This is a genomic window from Microbacterium sp. LWO13-1.2 (assembly GCF_038397725.1).
GTDB lineage: Bacteria > Actinomycetota > Actinomycetes > Actinomycetales > Microbacteriaceae > Microbacterium.
In genome coordinates this window covers 1,149,525-1,167,210 of the sequence record NZ_CP151634.1, presented here as the reverse complement: position 1 = coordinate 1,167,210, position 17,686 = coordinate 1,149,525, and the positions used below count along the sequence as shown (strand labels likewise).

The 17,686-nt window shown below is 69.1% G+C and carries 17 protein-coding genes; 9 read left to right on the top strand and 8 right to left on the bottom strand.

Annotated features, from left to right (window positions below; all coding sequences use genetic code 11):
* The first annotated feature begins 34 nt into the window (after positions 1-34).
* From MRBLWO13_RS05535 to MRBLWO13_RS05525, 3 genes are read left to right on the top strand one after another with little or no spacing between them, the layout of a single operon-like run.
* Positions 35-958, top strand: coding sequence for a metal ABC transporter substrate-binding protein (locus tag MRBLWO13_RS05535; protein ID WP_341978286.1), 924 nt, complete (start codon positions 35-37; stop codon positions 956-958).
* Positions 955-1,698 carry a metal ABC transporter ATP-binding protein gene (locus MRBLWO13_RS05530; protein WP_341976809.1) on the top strand — a complete coding sequence of 248 codons (744 nt, stop codon included), beginning with the start codon at positions 955-957 and terminating at the stop codon, positions 1,696-1,698. The genes MRBLWO13_RS05535 and MRBLWO13_RS05530 overlap by 4 nt, the downstream gene beginning before the upstream one ends.
* The gene (locus MRBLWO13_RS05525; RefSeq protein WP_341976807.1) at positions 1,695-2,549 is read left to right on the top strand and encodes a metal ABC transporter permease; all 855 of its coding nucleotides are present in this window, start codon (positions 1,695-1,697) and stop codon (positions 2,547-2,549) included. Before MRBLWO13_RS05530 ends, MRBLWO13_RS05525 begins: the two co-directional genes overlap by 4 nt.
* A gap of 72 nt (positions 2,550-2,621) precedes the next feature.
* Here the strand turns inward: MRBLWO13_RS05525 and MRBLWO13_RS05520 are convergent, their stop codons facing one another.
* Together MRBLWO13_RS05520 and MRBLWO13_RS05515 are read right to left on the bottom strand one after the other, a co-directional pair.
* Complete coding sequence (locus MRBLWO13_RS05520; RefSeq protein ID WP_341976805.1) at positions 2,622-4,172, bottom strand: hypothetical protein; 1,551 nt, start codon at positions 4,170-4,172, stop codon at positions 2,622-2,624.
* A gap of 155 nt (positions 4,173-4,327) precedes the next feature.
* Positions 4,328-5,557 (bottom strand): PLP-dependent aspartate aminotransferase family protein, encoded by a 1,230-nt coding sequence (locus MRBLWO13_RS05515; RefSeq protein WP_341976803.1) that lies wholly within the window; start codon positions 5,555-5,557, stop codon positions 4,328-4,330.
* 115 nt (positions 5,558-5,672) lie between these two features.
* Between MRBLWO13_RS05515 and MRBLWO13_RS05510 the strand changes: the two genes are divergently transcribed.
* Positions 5,673-6,152, top strand: a complete 480-nt coding sequence (locus tag MRBLWO13_RS05510; protein WP_341976801.1) for an Lrp/AsnC family transcriptional regulator — start codon at positions 5,673-5,675, stop codon at positions 6,150-6,152.
* Positions 6,153-6,163: 11 nt separating this feature from the next.
* On the opposite strand, the gene MRBLWO13_RS05505 is transcribed toward MRBLWO13_RS05510, so the two are convergent.
* The 6 genes from MRBLWO13_RS05505 to MRBLWO13_RS05480 all read right to left on the bottom strand — a co-directional run bounded on the left by MRBLWO13_RS05505 (position 6,164) and on the right by MRBLWO13_RS05480 (position 12,799).
* Positions 6,164-6,574, bottom strand: a complete 411-nt coding sequence (locus MRBLWO13_RS05505; RefSeq protein WP_341976799.1) for a hypothetical protein — start codon at positions 6,572-6,574, stop codon at positions 6,164-6,166.
* A 124-nt stretch (positions 6,575-6,698) separates the two neighbouring features.
* Positions 6,699-8,171: an MATE family efflux transporter gene (locus MRBLWO13_RS05500; RefSeq protein WP_341976797.1), complete on the bottom strand. Its 1,473-nt coding sequence runs from the start codon at positions 8,169-8,171 to the stop codon at positions 6,699-6,701.
* 128 nt (positions 8,172-8,299) lie between these two features.
* Complete coding sequence (locus tag MRBLWO13_RS05495; protein WP_341976796.1) at positions 8,300-8,731, bottom strand: DUF2871 domain-containing protein; 432 nt, start codon at positions 8,729-8,731, stop codon at positions 8,300-8,302.
* Positions 8,732-8,806: 75 nt separating this feature from the next.
* The gene (locus MRBLWO13_RS05490) at positions 8,807-9,430 is read right to left on the bottom strand and encodes a response regulator transcription factor (RefSeq protein WP_341976795.1); all 624 of its coding nucleotides are present in this window, start codon (positions 9,428-9,430) and stop codon (positions 8,807-8,809) included.
* Entirely contained in the window at positions 9,427-10,692 is a 1,266-nt protein-coding gene (locus MRBLWO13_RS05485; RefSeq protein ID WP_341976794.1) for a sensor histidine kinase, read from the bottom strand. The genes MRBLWO13_RS05490 and MRBLWO13_RS05485 overlap by 4 nt, the downstream gene beginning before the upstream one ends.
* The gene (locus tag MRBLWO13_RS05480) at positions 10,655-12,799 is read right to left on the bottom strand and encodes an MMPL family transporter (protein ID WP_341976793.1); all 2,145 of its coding nucleotides are present in this window, start codon (positions 12,797-12,799) and stop codon (positions 10,655-10,657) included. The genes MRBLWO13_RS05485 and MRBLWO13_RS05480 overlap by 38 nt, the downstream gene beginning before the upstream one ends.
* Before the next feature lie 118 nt (positions 12,800-12,917).
* Here MRBLWO13_RS05480 and MRBLWO13_RS05475 point away from each other — a divergent pair, with 118 nt between their 5' ends.
* The 5 genes from MRBLWO13_RS05475 to MRBLWO13_RS05455 all read left to right on the top strand — a co-directional run bounded on the left by MRBLWO13_RS05475 (position 12,918) and on the right by MRBLWO13_RS05455 (position 17,664).
* Positions 12,918-13,571 carry a YigZ family protein gene (locus MRBLWO13_RS05475; protein WP_341976792.1) on the top strand — a complete coding sequence of 218 codons (654 nt, stop codon included), beginning with the start codon at positions 12,918-12,920 and terminating at the stop codon, positions 13,569-13,571.
* 84 nt (positions 13,572-13,655) lie between these two features.
* Positions 13,656-14,642: an aldo/keto reductase gene (locus MRBLWO13_RS05470; RefSeq protein ID WP_341976791.1), complete on the top strand. Its 987-nt coding sequence runs from the start codon at positions 13,656-13,658 to the stop codon at positions 14,640-14,642.
* A 104-nt stretch (positions 14,643-14,746) separates the two neighbouring features.
* Positions 14,747-15,661 carry a DnaJ domain-containing protein gene (locus MRBLWO13_RS05465; RefSeq protein ID WP_341976790.1) on the top strand — a complete coding sequence of 305 codons (915 nt, stop codon included), beginning with the start codon at positions 14,747-14,749 and terminating at the stop codon, positions 15,659-15,661.
* A gap of 61 nt (positions 15,662-15,722) precedes the next feature.
* Positions 15,723-16,145 carry a Fur family transcriptional regulator gene (locus tag MRBLWO13_RS05460; RefSeq protein WP_341976789.1) on the top strand — a complete coding sequence of 141 codons (423 nt, stop codon included), beginning with the start codon at positions 15,723-15,725 and terminating at the stop codon, positions 16,143-16,145.
* 67 nt (positions 16,146-16,212) lie between these two features.
* A complete protein-coding gene (locus MRBLWO13_RS05455; RefSeq protein WP_341976788.1) occupies positions 16,213-17,664 on the top strand; it encodes a catalase in 1,452 nt (483 codons plus the stop codon).
* Positions 17,665-17,686 lie beyond the last annotated feature (22 nt).

Sequence of the window (17,686 nt, the reverse complement as noted above, 5' to 3'; positions counted from 1 at the left end):
CCTCGAGCAGGGCAACCACTGGTATGTTTTCGGTGTGCCTAAAAATTTGGTCCGTCGTGTGACTGCCGTCGTCGCTGCGTTGAGCGCTCTCGGCCTGACGGGCTGCGGAACCAGCCAACCCGACGAAGGCGATGGGCGGCCTGTCGTCCTGACGACGTTCACCGTGCTCGCCGACATCGCCGAGAACGTCGCCGGTGATCACCTGGTCGTGGAGTCGATCACCAAGCCGGGCGCGGAGATCCACGGATACGAGCCGACGCCCGGCGATATCCGCAAGGCCACCGACGCCGACCTGATCCTCGACAACGGGCTGAATCTCGAGGTGTGGTTCGGTCAGTTCGTCGAGTCCGTCGACGTGCCGCACGTCGTCGTGTCGGACGGTGTCGACGTGATCGACATCGCCGAGGACACCTACGAAGGAAAGCCCAACCCGCACGCGTGGATGAGCCCGGTGAATGTGCAGCTCTACGCCGACAACATGGCCGAGGCGTTCAGCGAACTCGATCCAGCGCACGCCGAGGACTTCGCCGCCAACGCCGAGAAGTACAAGGCGCAGGTGCAGGAGGTTCAGGACCAGCTGGTCAGTGAGCTCTCGGCGCTCCCGGAGAAAGAGCGCGCGCTGGTGACCTGCGAGGGGGCATTCTCCTACCTCGCCCGCGATGCCGGACTGACCGAGGCGTACATCTGGGCGGTGAACGCCGAGCAGCAGGCGACGCCGCAGCAGATCGCCGGAACGATCGAGTTCGTGAAGAAGAACGACGTCCCGGCGGTGTTCTGCGAGTCCACGGTGTCCGACAAGCCGATGCGACAGGTGGTCGAAGCCACCGGCGCCGAATTCGGCGGCACGCTCTACGTCGATTCGCTCTCCGAGCCGGACGGCCCGGTTCCGACCTACCTCGATCTGATCCGGCACGACGCGAAGACCATCATCGACGCCCTGACGGGACGCACCCCATGACCGCGGCGATCGAGGTGCGCGGCACGACCGTCCGCTACGGCGATGTCCTCGCCCTCGACGACGTGTCGCTGACCGTCGAGGCCGGACGCGTCACCGGTCTCATCGGCATGAACGGATCGGGCAAGTCCACGCTCTTCAAGACGATCGTCGGCATGGTCCGGCCGAGCACCGGGAGCGTCCTTCTCGACGGGGTCGACGCCGCCGCCGCACGCCGGCGCGGACTGATCGGATACGTTCCGCAGAGCGAAGACGTCGACTGGGCCTTCCCCGTCTCCGTCCGCGACGTGGTGATGATGGGACGGTACGGACGCCAGGGATTCACGCGCCGAACGAGGCCTTCCGACCGCGTCGCGGTGGATGAGGCTCTCGAGAGGGTCGAGTTGACGGCGTTAGCGGATCGCCAGATCGGTCAGCTCTCCGGCGGGCAGCGCAAGCGCGCGTTCGTCGCCCGCGGCATCGCCCAGGGGGCGGACATCCTGCTGCTCGACGAACCGTTCGCCGGCGTCGACAAGAGGTCGGAGGCGACGATCGTGCGACTCCTGCGCGAGCTCGCCGCTTCCGGGCAGACGGTCTTCGTCTCGACGCACGACCTGCACGCGCTTCCGTCTCTCGCCGATGAGGCGGTGCTGCTGCTGCATCGCGTGATCATGCACGGCCCCGTCGAGGAGGCCCTTCGGCCCGCGAATCTCGCTCGCGCCTTCGGGCTCGAGGACCCTACGCCCGAGGAGGGGTCCGCATGAGCATCCTCGATCTCATCTTCGAACCGCTGCAGTACGACTTCATGGTGCGCGCCCTGGCCACCACGGTGATCGCCGCCATCGTGTGCGCGCTCCTCTCGTGCTGGCTGGTTCTCGTCGGGTGGTCGCTGATGGGCGACGCCGTCTCGCACTCGGTGCTGCCCGGCGTCGTGCTCGCCTACATCTTCGGCGCGCCCTTCGCGCTCGGCGCCCTCGTCTTCGGGTTCCTCGCGGTCGCGCTGATCGGGCTCATCCGCGGCACGAGCAGGATCAAGGAGGATGCCGCGATCGGCATCGTCTTCACGACCCTGTTCGCCCTGGGACTGGTCCTGATCTCGGTCACGCCGAGCCAGACCGACCTGAACCACATCATCTTCGGGAACATCCTCGGCGTCTCGGTCTCGGACCTCGTGCAGATCAGCATCCTGGCGGCGATCGCATTCACCGTGCTCATCGTGAAGCGACGCGACCTGACGCTCTACGCGTTCGACCCCACGCACGCGTTCGCAATCGGTCTCTCCCCGCGCATGCTCGGCGCCCTCCTCCTCGGCGTCCTGGCGCTCACCTCCGTCGTCGCTCTGCAGGTCGTCGGCGTGGTGCTGGTCGTGGCGATGCTCATCATCCCCGGAGCGACGGCTTATCTGCTCACCGACAGGTTCGGGCGGATGCTGGTGATCGCGCCGATCATGTCGGCGGTGTCCAGCGTCATCGGCATCTACCTCAGCTACTGGATCGATGCCGCCTCCGGCGGGCTCGTCGTGGTCGTGCAGGGTGTCGTGTTCGGCCTCGTCTACCTGTTCAGTCCGCGGCAGGGCGTGATCGGGAAGCGCCTGGTGCGGGCGCGACGGAGCTGAGACCGCACTGCCGTCCCGAGAAGGTTCGGAACGGCAGTGCGGCTGGCAGGAACCCGGATGCTCCGGGTGCCGTCACGCCGTTGCGAGACGGTTGCGGTGACTGACGCGGTGCCCGATCCAGAATCCGAGCGCGATGAGTCCGACGAGTCCGATCCCGAGCGCCCAGGGGAGAACCGTCGGGGCGGCACCAGCGGTCGCCGTGGCGAGTGTTCCGGTTCCTTCGGCGATCAGACCGTTGCCCTCGGCGAGGCCGGTCGCACCGGTGGCGAGCTTGTCGCCCCCGGCAGCCAGGGTGTCGGTTCCCTTCGCGACCGTCGTCGCACCCTCGGACAGCGCATCGAGGCCGGACACGAGACCGGCTGCGCCGGAGTGCAGCGTCGCAGTGCCCTCTGCGAGGGACGCCGCACCGTCGTTGAGTCGGCTTGCACCGGAACTGAGGTTCGCGGTGCCATCGTGCAACGAGATCGCGCCGGTCGAGAGCGTCTCCAAGCCAGCGGCAAGCGAGGAGGCACCGCCCGCCAGTCCCGCGGTGCCATCCTTCAGCGGCTGCAATCCGGATGCGAGCGTGGACGCGCCGGCGGAGAGCTTCGATGTGCCGTCCTTCAGCGCTTGCGCACCCTTCACGAGCGCCGGAGCCGCTGCCGGATCGACGAGGGCCACCGTGCCGGGCCATCCCTTTGTCGGGTCGCCCGCGACGATCGCGTTCACGCCACCCACCAGCTGCTGCGCGCCCTGCGAGGCCGCGATCACGCCCTGAGCGAGCACGGGTGCTGTCGCGGCCGGTGCCGCCAGCGCGTCGACCTGCTGGTCGACACCGGCAGCGAGCCTGGCGAGCTCCTGAAGCTGGGCGTTGCTCGGATCGGCCGCAGCGAGCGCGGCGATCGAATCCGCGAGCGTCTGCGCATTTCCCGGCGCCGTTGCGGCGACGTTCGAGAGCGCGACCCTGGTCTCTTCTGCGGCGAGCCCCTGGAGTTGCGGCGTCACCTTCGACGACAGCGCGGTGCTGAACTCCGACGCCTTGGCGAGGACGCCGGACGAGTACTGGTGAGCCCCGGCGACACCGGCAGCGAGCCTGGTCGCGCCGTCGAGCACTGACTGCGCCCCGGCGTCTGCGGTGATCATGCCCGTTGACAACTGCTGCGCGCCCGAGAGCGCCGTGGCTGCACCGGCATCCGCTCGGGCCATGCCCGATGACAGCTGCTGCGCACCCGACAGGGCAGACTGCGCGCCGGCGCTGAGCCGCCCCGCCCCGGCGAGGGCGTTCGATGCGCCGATCGAGAGAGTGTCCGCCCCCGCAGCAAGGTTCACCGCCCCGGCCGCGGCGTTCGCCGCGCCTGCGCTGAGCTTCTCCGATCCGACGTGGGCGTTGGTCGCCCCCGTCGAGAGCTTCTCGGTGCCCTCGGCGAGGTCGCCCGCACCGTCGGCGAGGTCGTCGGCACCGGCCGCGAGCTGGGCGGAGCCCTCCTGCGCCGAGGTCGTGCCATCGGCGAGTTCGGCAGCGCCGGCGGCGATCCGGCCGGTGGTGGCGAAATAGAGGATCACCATTGCAGCCAGCAGCAGGCTGAGCACGATCACGGTGATGCGCATGCCGAGGCCGTGCGCGTGGGGTCTTGTACTCGTCATTGAGGACTCCAGGGGTCAGTGGCGTCGTTGCCACCGGCGAGCGTATGGGCCGTCCTCCTGGTTGTGAGAACCTTGCCCGTCGGCATCAAGTTTCACCGCACCTGGAACTGAGTTTCTTGTCTGGAGTGCACAAACGCCGCGGAATGCGGCCCGGCTCAGCGAATGGGGTGCAGGGCCTCCGTGAGGACGGATGCGGCAGCATCCTGCCCCGCCGGCGCCGCCTCGAACGCCTGGCGCAGATCGGCGATCAGATCGTCGACATTCTCCAGACCGATCGAGAGGCGGAGCACGTCGGCGGCCGGCCGAGCCTCGGGGGGAACCGGGCGGTGCGTGAGGGCGGCAGGATGCTGGATCAGCGAGTCGACCCCGCCGAGCGAGACAGCGTGGGTGAACAGTCCCACCGCCGATGCGATGGAACTCGCCGCCGCGTAACCGCCACTGAGACGCATCGCGATCATCGCTCCGGTGCCGCGCATCTGCCGGGCGACGATTCCGTGCGGGTCGCCGTCGAGGCCCGGGTAGTACACCTCGGCGACCTCGGGACGGTCGATCAGCCACTGCACGATCTGCCGCGCATTCTCCTGCTGCTGGCGCATGCGCACCGGCAGTGTGGTCAGTCCGCGGTGCAGCAGGTACGCACCGAGCGGATGCAGCAGCCCGCCCGTGACGGCGCGCACGCGGCGCAGCGCCTCGGCCGTCTCCTCACTGCAAGCCACGACGCCGGCGATGACGTCACCGTGCCCACCGAGGTACTTCGTCGCGCTGTGCAGCGACATCGCCGCACCCAGGTCGATCGGATTCTGCAGGACCGGCGTCGCGAAGGTGTTGTCGACGACCACCGGCACGCCTCCCGCCTGCCGGACGATCTCGGCGATGTCGGTGAGTTCGAGGGTGGGGTTGGCCGGCGTCTCCACGACGACGAGACCGGTGTCCGGGCGGACGGATGCCGCAACTTCGTCCGGGTGACAGTACGTGGTCTCGACGCCGAGCAATCCAGAGCCGAGGAGGTGGTCGGTGCCGCCGTAGAGCGGACGCACCGCGACGACGTGAGGCTTGCCCGCCGCCGCGCAGTGGGCGAGGATCACCGCGGTCATCGCGGCCATGCCGGAGGAGAACGCGACGGCCGCCTCGGCGTGCTCGAGCTCCGCGAGCGCCTCCTCGAAGCGGGCGACCGTGGGGTTCCACAGCCGGGCGTAGACCATGCTGCCGTCGGCGGGTGGCCGGCCGCCGGTCGCCATCGCCTCATAGGAGTCGCCGCCGCGCTCGATGTCCGGAAGCGGGTTCGTCGTGGAGAGGTCGATCGGCAGCGCGTGCACGCCGAGTCCCTCGAGGTCGGAACGGCCGCTGTGGACGGCGACGGTGTCAGGATGCAGCGGTGCAGTCATCCCTCCACATTGCCGGAAACACAATGCCAGTGGTAAGAATCGATTGAGTCCGCTGGAATCAGGGCGATTGCCGCTATTCTGTGCAACATCTGCGGTATCGAGGAGGCGTGAGTTGATGAAAGCACAAGAAGTCGCGAGCCCTCTCGACGAGATCGACCTGGAGCTGCTCGCCGTCCTCACCCGCGATGCCGACATCACGAACAAGGCACTGGCCAACCGGCTCGGGCTCGCCGAATCCACGTGCGCGCACCGGGTGCGTGCGCTGCGCACTCGCGGGATCATCCGCGACACCCGCATCCGCGTCGACGAGGCCGCGCTGGGATTCCCGCTGCAGGCGATCATCAAGGTGCGGCTGGCGAATCACACCGGACCGAAGGTCATCGCCCTGTTCGATGCCCTCGTCGGCATCCCGCGGGTCCTCCAGGTGTTCCATGTCGCGGGGGTCGACGATTTCCTGGTGCACGTGGCGGTGCAGGACGCCACGGCGCTGCGCGACATCGTGCTCGAGCACATCACGATCCATCCGGTCGTGCGCGGCACCGAGACCCAGCTCGTGTTCGAGCTGCGCGACGGCAGCGGGCTGCTGCCGCGGTGACCTTCGGCGCTCTACGCCGCGTGAGCGGACTTCTGGACCGCGAGCGTTCCGGTCACCGGTGCCACCGTGCGGGTCGCCGCGCGAGCAGCCTTCGGCGCCACCACCGGCGTCGCGGCACTGCCGGTCGCCGGGGCCTGCGCCGTATTCACGATCGCACGCACGACGGCGCCGATCACGAGCATCCCGATCAGCGCTGCGGCGGACACCTGCAGTGGCATCCACTGACTTCCGAAGGAGGCCGAGGCGCTCACGATCGCGCACGGGATCCACAGCCCGACCGCTCCTCCGCACAGGCCTGCCGCCCCGCGCATGATCGCGATACCGGCGACGATCGCGCAGATCACGGCGAGTGCCGCCCCCACGATTCCGATCGGCACCATGATCGCCGAAAGTCCGTTAGCCACGCTCAGCGTTGTTGTCATGATGACCCCCCGGTCTGCGGAACTTCCGCACCATTCGACACTATGAAATGTACGTGACGAAGACATCCACCTCAAGGCCGATCAGGGTCATCCCGTAGGAGGACATTCCGGATCGGAGTGCGGGTCAGCGTCGCTTCAGGAGACGGCGGCGCGAAGGTCGCACGATCGGCACCGGCTGCGTGAAGACGGCATCGACGACCATCGACCCGTCTGTCGGGCCGACGATCGCGATCGCCGACGTCGCCGTCGGCTCGGCCGGCGACACGGGCATCCGTCCGAGTGCGCGGTGCGCGCTCACGTACGCCGGCACGAGCATCAGGATCGCCCCGACCCAGGCCAGCGGGTTGCTCAGGGCGACGCCGGTGAACCCGATGATCCCGCCCAGCACCACCGCTGCGCCCACCCGCATCACCAGTTCGATCACACCGGTCACCGTCGGAACGAGGGTGTGGCCGAGGCCCTGCAACGCGCCGCGGAGCACGAACAGCACGCCGAGCGCCCAGTAGCCGCATCCGTTGACGATGAGCATGAGGTGGGCGAGCTCGACGACCTCGTCGGAACCGTCTCCGATGAACAACCGCACCATCGGAACCCCGAAGGCGATGAGCAGCCCGCCGAGCACGAGGGCTACGACCACCGCCATCCATGTGGCCTGGACGACGCCACGGCGGATGCGATCCGGCCGCTGCCCGCCGTGATTCTGCGCCGCGTACATCGAGACGGCGAGCCCCAGCGAGCCGAGGAGTGCGACGGCCAGACCGTCGATTCGAGACGCGGTCGTGTAGGCGGCCACGGCGTCTGCACCCAGCGTGTTCAGCGCCACCTGCACGGTGAGGGTCCCGATCGCGATGATCGATGCCTGGAAACCCATCGGCAGGCCGAGCCGCAGGTGCTCGGCGAGCTCGGCACGATCGACGCGCCAGTCCTGCGTACTCAGATGCAGCGTCGGCAGCCGGCGCCGGACGAATTCGAGACAGAGCAGAACCGAGACGGCCTGGGCGACGACCGTCGCGAGCGCCGCCCCGCCCACGCCCCAGGCGAGGGGGCCGACCATCAGGATGACCAGACCGACGTTGAGCGCGCAGGAGACCGTGAGGAAGACCAGCGGAGTGCGCGAGTCGCCGATCGCCCGGATGATCGCCGAGAGGTAGTTGAAGAACATCGTCGCGCCGGCGCCGATGAAACTGATCTGAGTGAACACGACGGCCTCGTCCATCAGCTCCGGCGGTGTCTGCAGCAGCGCCAGCGTCGGCGCAGCGATCAGCGGCGCACCGATGGTGAGGATGACGCTCGCGATGCCGGTGAGGATGACCCCGGCCGCAACCGATCGGCGTACGGCGGCGTCGTCACGCGCTCCGTATGCCTGTGCGATCGGAATCGCGAAGCCGCTCGTCAGACCCCAGGCGAAGCCGAGGAGCAGGAAGAGCAGGCTGCCGGTCGCCCCGACGGCGGCGAGCGAGTCCACGCCGAGGTGGCGGCCGACGACGACCGCGTCGACGAACTGGTACAGCTGCTGGACGACGTTGCCGATGAGAAGCGGCACGGCGAAGGCGAGGATGACGCGCCACGGTTTGCCCGTGGTGAGGGGGGTGGCCATGAGAGAAGCGGCTCGCAGAACTCGGGGGCGGATCGTGGAATGCACCCGTCACTGGGTGCATTCCCGTCAGCTTATCGAATCGATTCGGTGCTCCGCATCCGTTTTTCTCCGCTCCGCCTGCGGATCGTTCAGTCGGCAGCGACGGCGGGCTTCACTGCGAACAGGCGCGTGCGCAGCGCGAGGAACAGCAGCACCATCCCGGCCGTCAACAGCATGTGGCCGACGCCCGCGATGCCGGCGATCATCTTCGACGACTCCTGACCGAGCACCGTGAGGCAACCGTGCCACACCAGCATCGCCGAAGTCAGCACGAGTCCGGCGTTGTAGACCCAGAAGAACCAGCCGAACAGGCGACTCTCGGAAAGCCCGAACGCCTTCTCCAGCAGCAGCACGATCAGGAGCACGACGAAGCCGAGCACGAGCAGATGCGTGTGCACGAGGCCGAGTTGTGTCGACTGACCCTCGGGGAAGTCGTTGAGCTTGGTGAACTCACGGTAGAAGAGGCCGGAGGCGACGCCGATCAGCATGTAGGCGAACGCGGCATAGAAGAGCTTGCGCAAGGGGATCCTTTCGAGACTGAATCCAGCCTCGCGCCGGCGCCTGTCGCGTGAATCCATCGAACGGTTGAGATCCGGTCAGAGCACGCCGGTGTCCCGGGCGATCGCAATCGCACGGGCCCGACTGTCGGCACCGAGCTTGTCGAAGATGTGCACCAGATGCGTCTTCACGGTGGCCTCGCTGACGAACAGCGTCTTCGCGATCTCGCGGTTCGACGCACCGGTGTCGAGCAGCCGCAGCACGTCGAGTTCACGCTCGGTCAGCCGCACCCGCGGGGCACGCATCACTTGCACGACACGTTCGGTGAGTTCGGGACTGAGTACCAGCTGGCCGGCGGCAGCGCGGCGGATCGCGTGCACGATGTCGTCGGGCGCGACGTCCTTGAGCAGGTATCCGGCGGCTCCCGCCTCGATCGCGCCGAGGATCTCGGCATCCCGGTCAAAGGTCGTCAGGATGATCACGGCAGGGGCCGGATGCTGCGACCGCAGCGCTGCCGTCGTCTGCACGCCGTCCATGCCGTCGCCGAGACGCAGATCGCACAGCACGACGTCGGGATGCAGGTGCCGGGCGAGCACCACCGCCTCCTCGCCAGAAGCCGCCTCGCCGACGACGTCGACGTCATCACGGCGGTCGAACAGCGAACGCACGCCGGCGCGCACGATCGGATGGTCGTCGACGAGAAGCACCCGCACGGCGGTCATGACCGACCCCCGAGCGGCACGTGAGCCGAGAGTGCGGCGCCGTCCCCGGGGGCGCTCTCCACATCGAGGCCTCCGCCGAGTTCCCGCAGTCTCGCCCGCATGGCGCGCAGGCCGTAGCCGCCGCCGGAACCGGGCGCGTCCAGCCGCGCCGGATCGAAGCCTCGCCCATCATCGACCACGTCGAGGCGCACCGCGTCGCCGGCATCCGCCAGTGTCACCACCACGAGCGCCGCGCCGGAGTGCGTGCGGACGTTCGCCAACCCCGACTGCGCCGTGCGCAGCAGCGCGACCTCGACATCGAGTCCCAGAGACGGCAGATCGTCGTCGCTGTGCAGCGTCGCGGCGATCCCGGTCTCGGCGGTGAACCGCTGCAGCATCCGCCGGAGCGCATCACCGAGGGCCGTGCCGTCGAGTTCCGCCGGCATGAGGTCGTTCACGATGCGCCGCGCATCGGCGAGCCCCTCCGCGGCGAGCGCGCCGATCTGCTCCAGCGCGCGGGCGCGGTCGGCGTCCGAATCAGATTCCAGGGCCGAACGGGACAGCATCCCGATCGAGGACACGCTCTGCGCCACGGTGTCGTGGATATCGCGCGACACCCGGGTGCGCTCGGCGCTCGCCCCGGACTCGCGCTGCGTGCGGGCGAGCTCGTCCTGCAGCGCCGCCATCTCCTCCTGCGTGGCGACGAGCGAGGCGATCAGACGCCGCCGTTCGCGGCCGTCTCGAACGAGTTCGAGATAACCGCGCGAGATTCCCAGCGCGAAGACCCCGCCGACAAGGGGACCGATCACATTCGCGTAGCTCGTTTCGCCGTGATGGAGCACCGGTGCCGCGATCACGACGGCGAGGACGATCGCGCTCAGCAGCACGGCCCACGGCATCCGCATCACGAAGCCGGCCAGCAGCCAGAGCGGGAAGGCGAGCCAGATGTACTCCGGGGAGACGGCCACGGCGCCGAGCCAGATGAGCGTCAGCCCCAGCAGCCACCACGTGGCGAGCCGGCGGTCGCCGGTGCGCTCGGCCAGCAGCAGGCCGCCGGCGTACCAGCCGAGGAAGACGAACGATACCGCGAGGATCCACGGCAGCGGGATGCCGTCACCGACCGCGCGCACGGCGCCGACGGCCGTGAGCACGAGAGCGATCGCGGCCTGCCCGATGCGGATCGCGCCGACCAGCCCGGCCCAGGTGCGCGTTCGCGCTCCCGACTCCGCCACAATGGCCGCGTCCTCAGCGGACTGCTGAGGGGAAGGAGTGCGTCTGGGCATCCTCACATTCTTCCCCCTGCGCTCCCGCTTCGCTCTGCTCCCTCTGGCGGGGCGGCCGCGGTGCCCGAGAAGGCCACCACATCGCGTCGCCGATCACCGCGAACAAGGCCGGAACGACCACCGTGCGCACGACGAACGTGTCGACGATCACGCCGATGCCGACGATGAGCCCGATCTGGCCGAGCGTGACCAGCGGCAGCAGCCCGAGAGCGGCGAACACAGCGGCCAGCACGATGCCCGCGCTGGTGATCACGCCGCCCGTCGAGGCGACGGCGTTCACCATGCCAGCCGTCGTCCCCACAGATCCGGCCTCGGCGCGCGCCCGGTGCACGAGGAAGATCGTGTAATCGATACCGAGGGCGACCAGGAACAGGAACGACAGCAGCGGCACCTGCAGGTCGAGGGAGTCCCAGCCGAACACTGTGCGGCTGATCCAGGTTCCCGCGCCGATCGCCGCGACGGCGCTCAGGGTGTTCACGACGAGGAGAACGACCGGCGCGACCACGGCGCGCAACAGCATCATGAGCACGAGCAGGCAGACGGCCAGAACGAGGGGCACGATCAGCAGGAAGTCCTGCAGGTTGCCGGCACGCGCGTCGACATCGACGGCGACGGGTCCGCCGACCAGGGCGCCTGCTCCGGCGACGCCGTGCGCGGCCTTCCGAACATCTTCCACGAGACGCAGGCTCTCATCGGTGCCGGGTGCGGGCTCTCCGGTGACGACCAGCCGCGTCCGGTCCCCGTCGGAGCTCTCGCCGGCCGGCGTGACCCGGATGATGCCGTCGACACCCTCGATCGCCTCGGTCGCGGCATCCGCCTCCGCGCTGTCGACAAGCACGATCATGGGTTGCGCCTCGCCGGGTGGGAAGTGCTCCCCGAGCACCTCGAGTCCGACCGCCGACTCGGACGGCACCCGGAACTTCTCCGCCTGGCTCAACCCGACGGAAGCGCCGAGCACGCCGGTCGCGAGCACGCCGAGCAGGGCGACTCCGCCGAGCAGCGGCAGCCAGGGGCGGCGCGCTACTCCGGTCGCCACCGCCCGCCAGCCCCGGCCCCCCGCCGGCGTGGACGAGCCGTCCTCGCTCACCCGTGGCACGAAAGGCCAGAACACACCGCGTCCGCATACCGCGAGCGCGGGCGGCAGCACCAGCAGGACGGCCGCGAGCGCGATGATCAGTCCGATCGCCGAGGCGATGCCGAGTCCTCGGGTTCCGGGGATGACCGCGAGCACGAGCGTCAGCAGCGAGAGCACGACCGTCGCGTTCGAGGCGAGGACCGCGGGTCCCGTGCGCCGCCACGCGGTGACGAGTGCGCGGCGATGGTCGCTCTCCCTGGTCAGCTCGTCCCGATACCGCGAGACGAGCAGCAGGGCGTAGTTGGTTCCGGCCCCGAACACCAGCACGCTGACGATCCCGGAGTCGAACTGCAGCCCCATCGCGGTGCCGATCGCCGCGGTCGCCTTGTTCGCGGCCTGGTCGGCGAGCGCGACGACGACGAGCGGCACGATCCAGAGCACCGGGGATCGGTAGGTGAGGACGAGCAGGAGCGCCACGATGCCGAGCGTCACGAGCAGCAGGGTGAAGTCGGCGCCATCGAAGGCGGCGGCGACATCGACGCCGAATGCGGGCCCGCCGGTGACCTGCACGGTCAGGCCGTCGAGCGGGTGCTCCTCGAGCAAGGTACGAAGGCCGTGCACCGCGGTCTCGGCGCCCTCGTCGTCGTCGCCGATCTCGACGGTCACCGGGAGGACGGCCGCCTCGCCGTCTTCGCTCGGGATCGGCCCGGATGCGGTGGCCCCCGTCTCCGCCTCGATCGCGGGGAGCAGTCCGGCGAAGGCTTCGAGATCATCAGCGGCCAACTCGGCCCCGTCCGCTCTGCTCGCCACGAGCAGGACGGTCTGCTCATCGGCATCCGGAAAGGTCTCCGCCTCCGCGGCGGCCAGGGAGGATTCGGATGCGGCGGGCGCGGCGGCGTTCCCCGCCGGCACGGAGGCCCGGCCGAGCGCACCGATCACGGCGACGAGAGCGAGGATCCCGATCGCCAGCGCGATCCAGGAGCCGCGACGGGAGGTGAGACGTTCGGGCAGGGAGCGGAGCGCACGGAGCATTCCCCCAGTCCATCGGGAGCATCGCAGGCGGGGATCGAGGAGAAGGCGGAACCCGATCTCCACCTTTCAGACGATGTGCGACCGTCTCCGCGCATCACGCACCGGTATCGTTGCGTCGATGACCTCCGGCAGCTCCTATCCGGCGACGATCGCCGCCGCCGTGGAGAAGGAGATCGTCATCAAGAAGTCCCGCTTCATCGCGCGCATCGAGCCGGTCCGTTCGGTCCCGGAGGCAGAGGCCGTGATCGCCGGCATCCGCAAGCGGGCGTGGGATGCCGGGCACAACTGCACCGCCATGATCACCGGGTTGCGCGGAGATCAGGCGCGCTCCTCGGACGACGGCGAGCCGTCGGGAACCGCGGGCGTGCCGATGCTGGAGGTGCTCCTCCGCCGCGAACTGACCGACGTGGTCGCCGTCGTGACGCGGTACTGGGGCGGCGTGAAGCTCGGCGCCGGCGGACTGGTGCGCGCCTACTCGTCGGCCGTCTCGGAAGCCCTCGATGGCGCGTCGCTTCTGCGCCGGGAATCGCTGAAGCAGGTGACGATCGAGGTCGCGCACGCGGATGCCGGGCGATTCGACAACCTGCTGCGGGAGTGGGTCGCACAGCACGGATCGACCCTCGGCTCGCCGCTCTACGGCGCCACCGCGGTGCTCGAGGCGTGGGTTCCGGCCGAGGAACTCGACCGGCTCTCGGCGGATCTCGCCGCGGCATCCGGCGGGGCGGTCCTCCCGGTGTTCGGCGGCGAGCGCATCGTCGACGTTCCCGCATAGAGGGGTACCAGCGGACCCTCCCGCGTCGGTACGGACCGGGCGTAGCGTCGGGATCACACGGTCTCCACGATGAAAGGACCACTCATGCACACGCGCACTCTCGGACAGGGCCTCGAGGTCTCGGCCATCGGACTCGGCTGCATGGGCATGTCGCAGAGCTACGGACCGAATCCCGGCACGCGCGAGGAGATGATCGGCGTGCTGCGCTCTGCACTCGATCTCGGCGTCACCTTCTTCGACACCGCGGAGGTCTACGGACCGTACGTGAACGAGGAACTCGTCGGCGAGGCGCTCGCGCCGATCCGCGACGAGGTCGTCATCGCCACGAAGTTCGGCTGGGACATCGTGGACGGCAAGAGCGTCGGACTCGACAGCCGGCCGGAGCAGATCCGTCGCGTGGCGGAGGAGTCGCTGCGACGCCTGCGCACCGACGTCATCGACCTCTTCTACCAGCACCGCGTCGACCCCGCCGTTCCGATCGAGGACGTCGCCGGAGCCGTGGGCGAGCTCATCGCCGAGGGCAAGGTGCGGCACTTCGGGCTCTCCGAGGCATCCGCCGACACGATCCGCCGCGCCCACGCCGTGCACCCGGTGACTGCTCTCCAGAGCGAGTACTCGCTGTGGACCCGCGATCCGGAGGCGGAGATCCTGCCCGTCCTCGGCGAGCTCGGCATCGGCTTCGTACCGTTCAGCCCGCTCGGCAAGGGATTCCTCACCGGGACGGTCGACCAGAACACCGACTTCGCCGCCGGAGACATCCGCGGCACGATCCCGCGCTTCTCCGAGGAGAACAGAGCAGCCAATCAGGCGCTGGTCGGTCAGATCGCAGGACTGGCCGCGGCCAAGCAGGCCACCGCCGGGCAGATCGCCCTCGCCTGGCTGCTCGCCCGCCAGCCCTGGATCGTGCCGATCCCCGGCACCCGCCGCACGTCTCGCATCGCCGAGAACGCCGGTGCCGCCGCCGTCGCGCTCTCCGCAGACGAGGTCGCCGACCTCGACCTCCTCGCCGCCCGGGTCGGTGTGAGCGGCGACCGGTACAACGCGCAGCAGATGTCCTTCGTCGATCGCTGACGGTCATCGGCCGGGCCGGAGGCCCGCCGGCCCTTCTCGCGCCTCCTGAGACAGGCCCGACAAGCAGCCGGGATATCCTGGATGCCGCGGTCGGAGGGAGAGCGATGTTCGACAGTCCGCTCTCCGCCTCGGCGTACGAGGTACTCGGCGTCGCGCCCACGGTCGACCACGACGAGTTGCGGCGCGCATACCGACTCCGGATGCGTCAGACGCATCCGGACACCGGCGGCGATGCGGCGGTGTTCATTCAGGTGCAGTACGCCTGGGAGCTCGTCGGCACCCCGGAGGGACGAGCCGCGTACGACCGCGGTCACGGATTCGCCGCGCAGAGCGAGTGGAGCGGATGGCGCCCGCCGGCCGCTCGGACGGATACGCGCCCGAGAGCCCGATCGTACGGTCATCCGGGCGGATGGCGCCGGGAGCGCTACCTGCTGCTCATCCGGGAATGGGCCGGTCACGGCGTCGAGGTTCCCGACCCGTACGACCCGGCACTCGTACGGCAGGCGCCACGCGAACTGCGCCGCCTGCTGGCCGACGCCCTTGCCGAAGAGACGACCGCACGCACGGTCGCCGACCTCGGCATGGGCTTCACCGTGTGGCACGACGTCGCCGTCGGCACGGATCCCGAGGACAAGCTCGACCACGTCGTGCTGAGCCCCTCAGGCTTGTACGGCGTGATGTCGGAGGACTTCGGCGGCGTCGTCGGATTCCGCAGGGGCGAGATCACCGGCCCCAGCCTCGGGCATCGCGCGCCGGTCACCACGCTGCTCGCCCGCATGCGATCCTTGTCGCGCGCGGCCAAGGTGCGCTTCGGCGGTGCGATCATCGTGCTGCCCGATGACGACCTCGCACTCGCGGTCACGCCACTGGGAAGCATCCGCGGTGTCCCGGTGGTCGTCGTTCGCCGCAGCGCACTGGCGATGGTGCTGCGCCAGGGCGTACCGGGGGCACGGGCGATCGGCGGCAACGAGCTGTTCGACGTCCGCACCCGCCTGCAGCAGACCGTCCGGTTCGTCTGATCAGACTCGCGGCTCGCCTGGTATTTTTAGCAATTCAAAACAACTCGTGTAGCGTGAAGGCATGGAAACCGATCTCGACACGGCGTTGCGCAGCGTCGGGCTGAGGGCGACTGCGGGCCGCATCGCGGTTCTGGAAGCTTTGGATTCCATGGCTCACACGGATGCGGAGCGGGTCTACCGCACCGTGTCCGACGTGCTTCCGACCACGTCGATCCAGTCGGTGCACAACATCCTCGCGGACCTGACGACGGCGGGCCTGCTCCGTCGGATCGAACCGGCAGGGTCCGCAGCGCTCTACGAGCGGCGCATCGATGACAACCACCACCACGTCGTCTGCACCGAATGCGGTGCGGTCGCCGATGTGGACTGCGTCATCGGCGAAGCGCCGTGCCTCACCCCGTCCTCTGCGGCGGGGTTCACCGTCCAGACAGCCGAAGTCACCTTCTGGGGCGTCTGCCCCAGTTGCCAGAACGCCGCGCAGTAGCATCCCCCGTTCATCTGTGTCTGCTGACATGGCTGTTCGTCGCGCTCGCGCGCAGAAGGAGAAGAATATGACCGACCCGTCCACGACCACCCAGACCGGAACCCCGGTCGCCAGCGACGCACACTCGCTGACCGTCGGGGCCGACGGCCCCACCGTCCTGCACGACCGCTACCTCGTCGAGAAGCTCGCCTCGTTCAACCGCGAGCGGGTGCCGGAGCGCAACCCGCACGCCAAGGGCGGCGGCGCCTTCGGCACGTTCACCGTCACGGAGGACGTCTCGGCGTACACCCGCGCCGCAGCCTTCCAGCCCGGAGCGGTGAGCGAGACGCTGCTGCGCTTCTCGTCGGTCGCCGGCGAACAGGGCTCCCCCGACACCTGGCGCGACGTGCGCGGCTTCGCGCTGCGGTTCTACACGCCGGAGGGCAACCTCGACATCGTCGGCAACAACACCCCGACGTTCTTCCTGCGCGATGCGATGAAGTTCCCCGACTTCATCCACTCGCAGAAGCGCCTCGGCGACTCCGGGCTGCGCAACTCCGACATGCAGTGGGACTTCTGGACCCTGTCGCCGGAGACCGCGCACCAGGTCACCTACTTGATGGGCGACCGGGGCCTCCCCCGCAGCTGGCGCCACATGAACGGCTACGGCTCGCACACCTACCAGTGGGTGAACGCCGAGGGCGAGCGGTTCTGGGTGCAGTACCACTTCCTCTCCCACCAGGGCGTGGAGAGCATGGGGGCCGACGAGGCGCAGCAGCTCGCGGGCTCGGATGCCGACTTCTACCGTCGCGACCTGTTCGACGCGATCGATCGTGGCGAGCACCCGTCCTGGGATGTCTTCGTGCAGGTCATGCCCTACGAGGAGGCCAAGGAGTACCGGTTCAACCCGTTCGACCTCACCAAGACCTGGTCGAAGAAGGACTACCCGCGCATCAAGGTCGGCACGTTCACGCTGGACCGCAACCCGCAGAACTTCTTCGCCGAGATCGAGCAGGCCGCCTTCTCCCCCGGCAACCAGGTTCCCGGCACCGGCATCTCGCCGGACAAGATGCTGATGGCGCGCGTCTTCGCCTATGCCGATGCGCAGCGCTACCGCATCGGCGCGAACTACAACCAGCTGCCGGTCAACCAGCCGCATGCGGCCGAAGTGCGCAACTACATGCACGAGGGCCAGATGCAGTACAAGTTCAACGGGCCCGAGCACCGGGTCTACACGCCGAACTCGTTCGGCGCGGCCGGCGGCCCGGTCGCCGACCCCGCCGCCGGAGTCGAAGCCAGCTGGGAATCGGACGGCGAGCTGATCCGCTCGGCCGCGACTCTGCACCTGGACGACGACGACTTCGGGCAGGCGGGAACGCTGTACCGCGTGGTCTTCGATGACGAGCAGCGCGCTCGCTTCATCGAGACGCTCACCGGTCAGGGCCGGTCGATCACGATCCCCGAGATCCGTGAGCGCTTCTTCCAGTACTGGACGAGCGTGGACGCATCGCTCGGCGAGGAACTGCGCACGCGGGTCTGACCTTCGCGAGATCGGGAACGCC

Excerpts from the sequence above, each read along its gene's own strand:
- MRBLWO13_RS05530 (WP_341976809.1), top strand. The coding sequence starts at position 955 with ATGACCGCGGCGATCGAGGTGCGCGGCACGACCGTCCGCTACGGCGAT.
- MRBLWO13_RS05525 (WP_341976807.1), top strand. The coding sequence starts at position 1,695 with ATGAGCATCCTCGATCTCATCTTCGAACCGCTGCAGTACGACTTCATG.
- MRBLWO13_RS05520 (WP_341976805.1), bottom strand. The coding sequence starts at position 4,172 with ATGACGAGTACAAGACCCCACGCGCACGGCCTCGGCATGCGCATCACC.
- MRBLWO13_RS05515 (WP_341976803.1), bottom strand. The coding sequence starts at position 5,557 with ATGACTGCACCGCTGCATCCTGACACCGTCGCCGTCCACAGCGGCCGT.
- MRBLWO13_RS05510 (WP_341976801.1), top strand. The coding sequence starts at position 5,673 with ATGAAAGCACAAGAAGTCGCGAGCCCTCTCGACGAGATCGACCTGGAG.
- MRBLWO13_RS05505 (WP_341976799.1), bottom strand. The coding sequence starts at position 6,574 with ATGACAACAACGCTGAGCGTGGCTAACGGACTTTCGGCGATCATGGTG.
- MRBLWO13_RS05500 (WP_341976797.1), bottom strand. The coding sequence starts at position 8,171 with ATGGCCACCCCCCTCACCACGGGCAAACCGTGGCGCGTCATCCTCGCC.
- MRBLWO13_RS05490 (WP_341976795.1), bottom strand. The coding sequence starts at position 9,430 with ATGACCGCCGTGCGGGTGCTTCTCGTCGACGACCATCCGATCGTGCGC.
- MRBLWO13_RS05485 (WP_341976794.1), bottom strand. The coding sequence starts at position 10,692 with ATGCCCAGACGCACTCCTTCCCCTCAGCAGTCCGCTGAGGACGCGGCC.
- MRBLWO13_RS05480 (WP_341976793.1), bottom strand. The coding sequence starts at position 12,799 with ATGCTCCGTGCGCTCCGCTCCCTGCCCGAACGTCTCACCTCCCGTCGC.
- MRBLWO13_RS05475 (WP_341976792.1), top strand. The coding sequence starts at position 12,918 with ATGACCTCCGGCAGCTCCTATCCGGCGACGATCGCCGCCGCCGTGGAG.
- MRBLWO13_RS05470 (WP_341976791.1), top strand. The coding sequence starts at position 13,656 with ATGCACACGCGCACTCTCGGACAGGGCCTCGAGGTCTCGGCCATCGGA.
- MRBLWO13_RS05465 (WP_341976790.1), top strand. The coding sequence starts at position 14,747 with ATGTTCGACAGTCCGCTCTCCGCCTCGGCGTACGAGGTACTCGGCGTC.
- MRBLWO13_RS05460 (WP_341976789.1), top strand. The coding sequence starts at position 15,723 with ATGGAAACCGATCTCGACACGGCGTTGCGCAGCGTCGGGCTGAGGGCG.
- MRBLWO13_RS05455 (WP_341976788.1), top strand. The coding sequence starts at position 16,213 with ATGACCGACCCGTCCACGACCACCCAGACCGGAACCCCGGTCGCCAGC.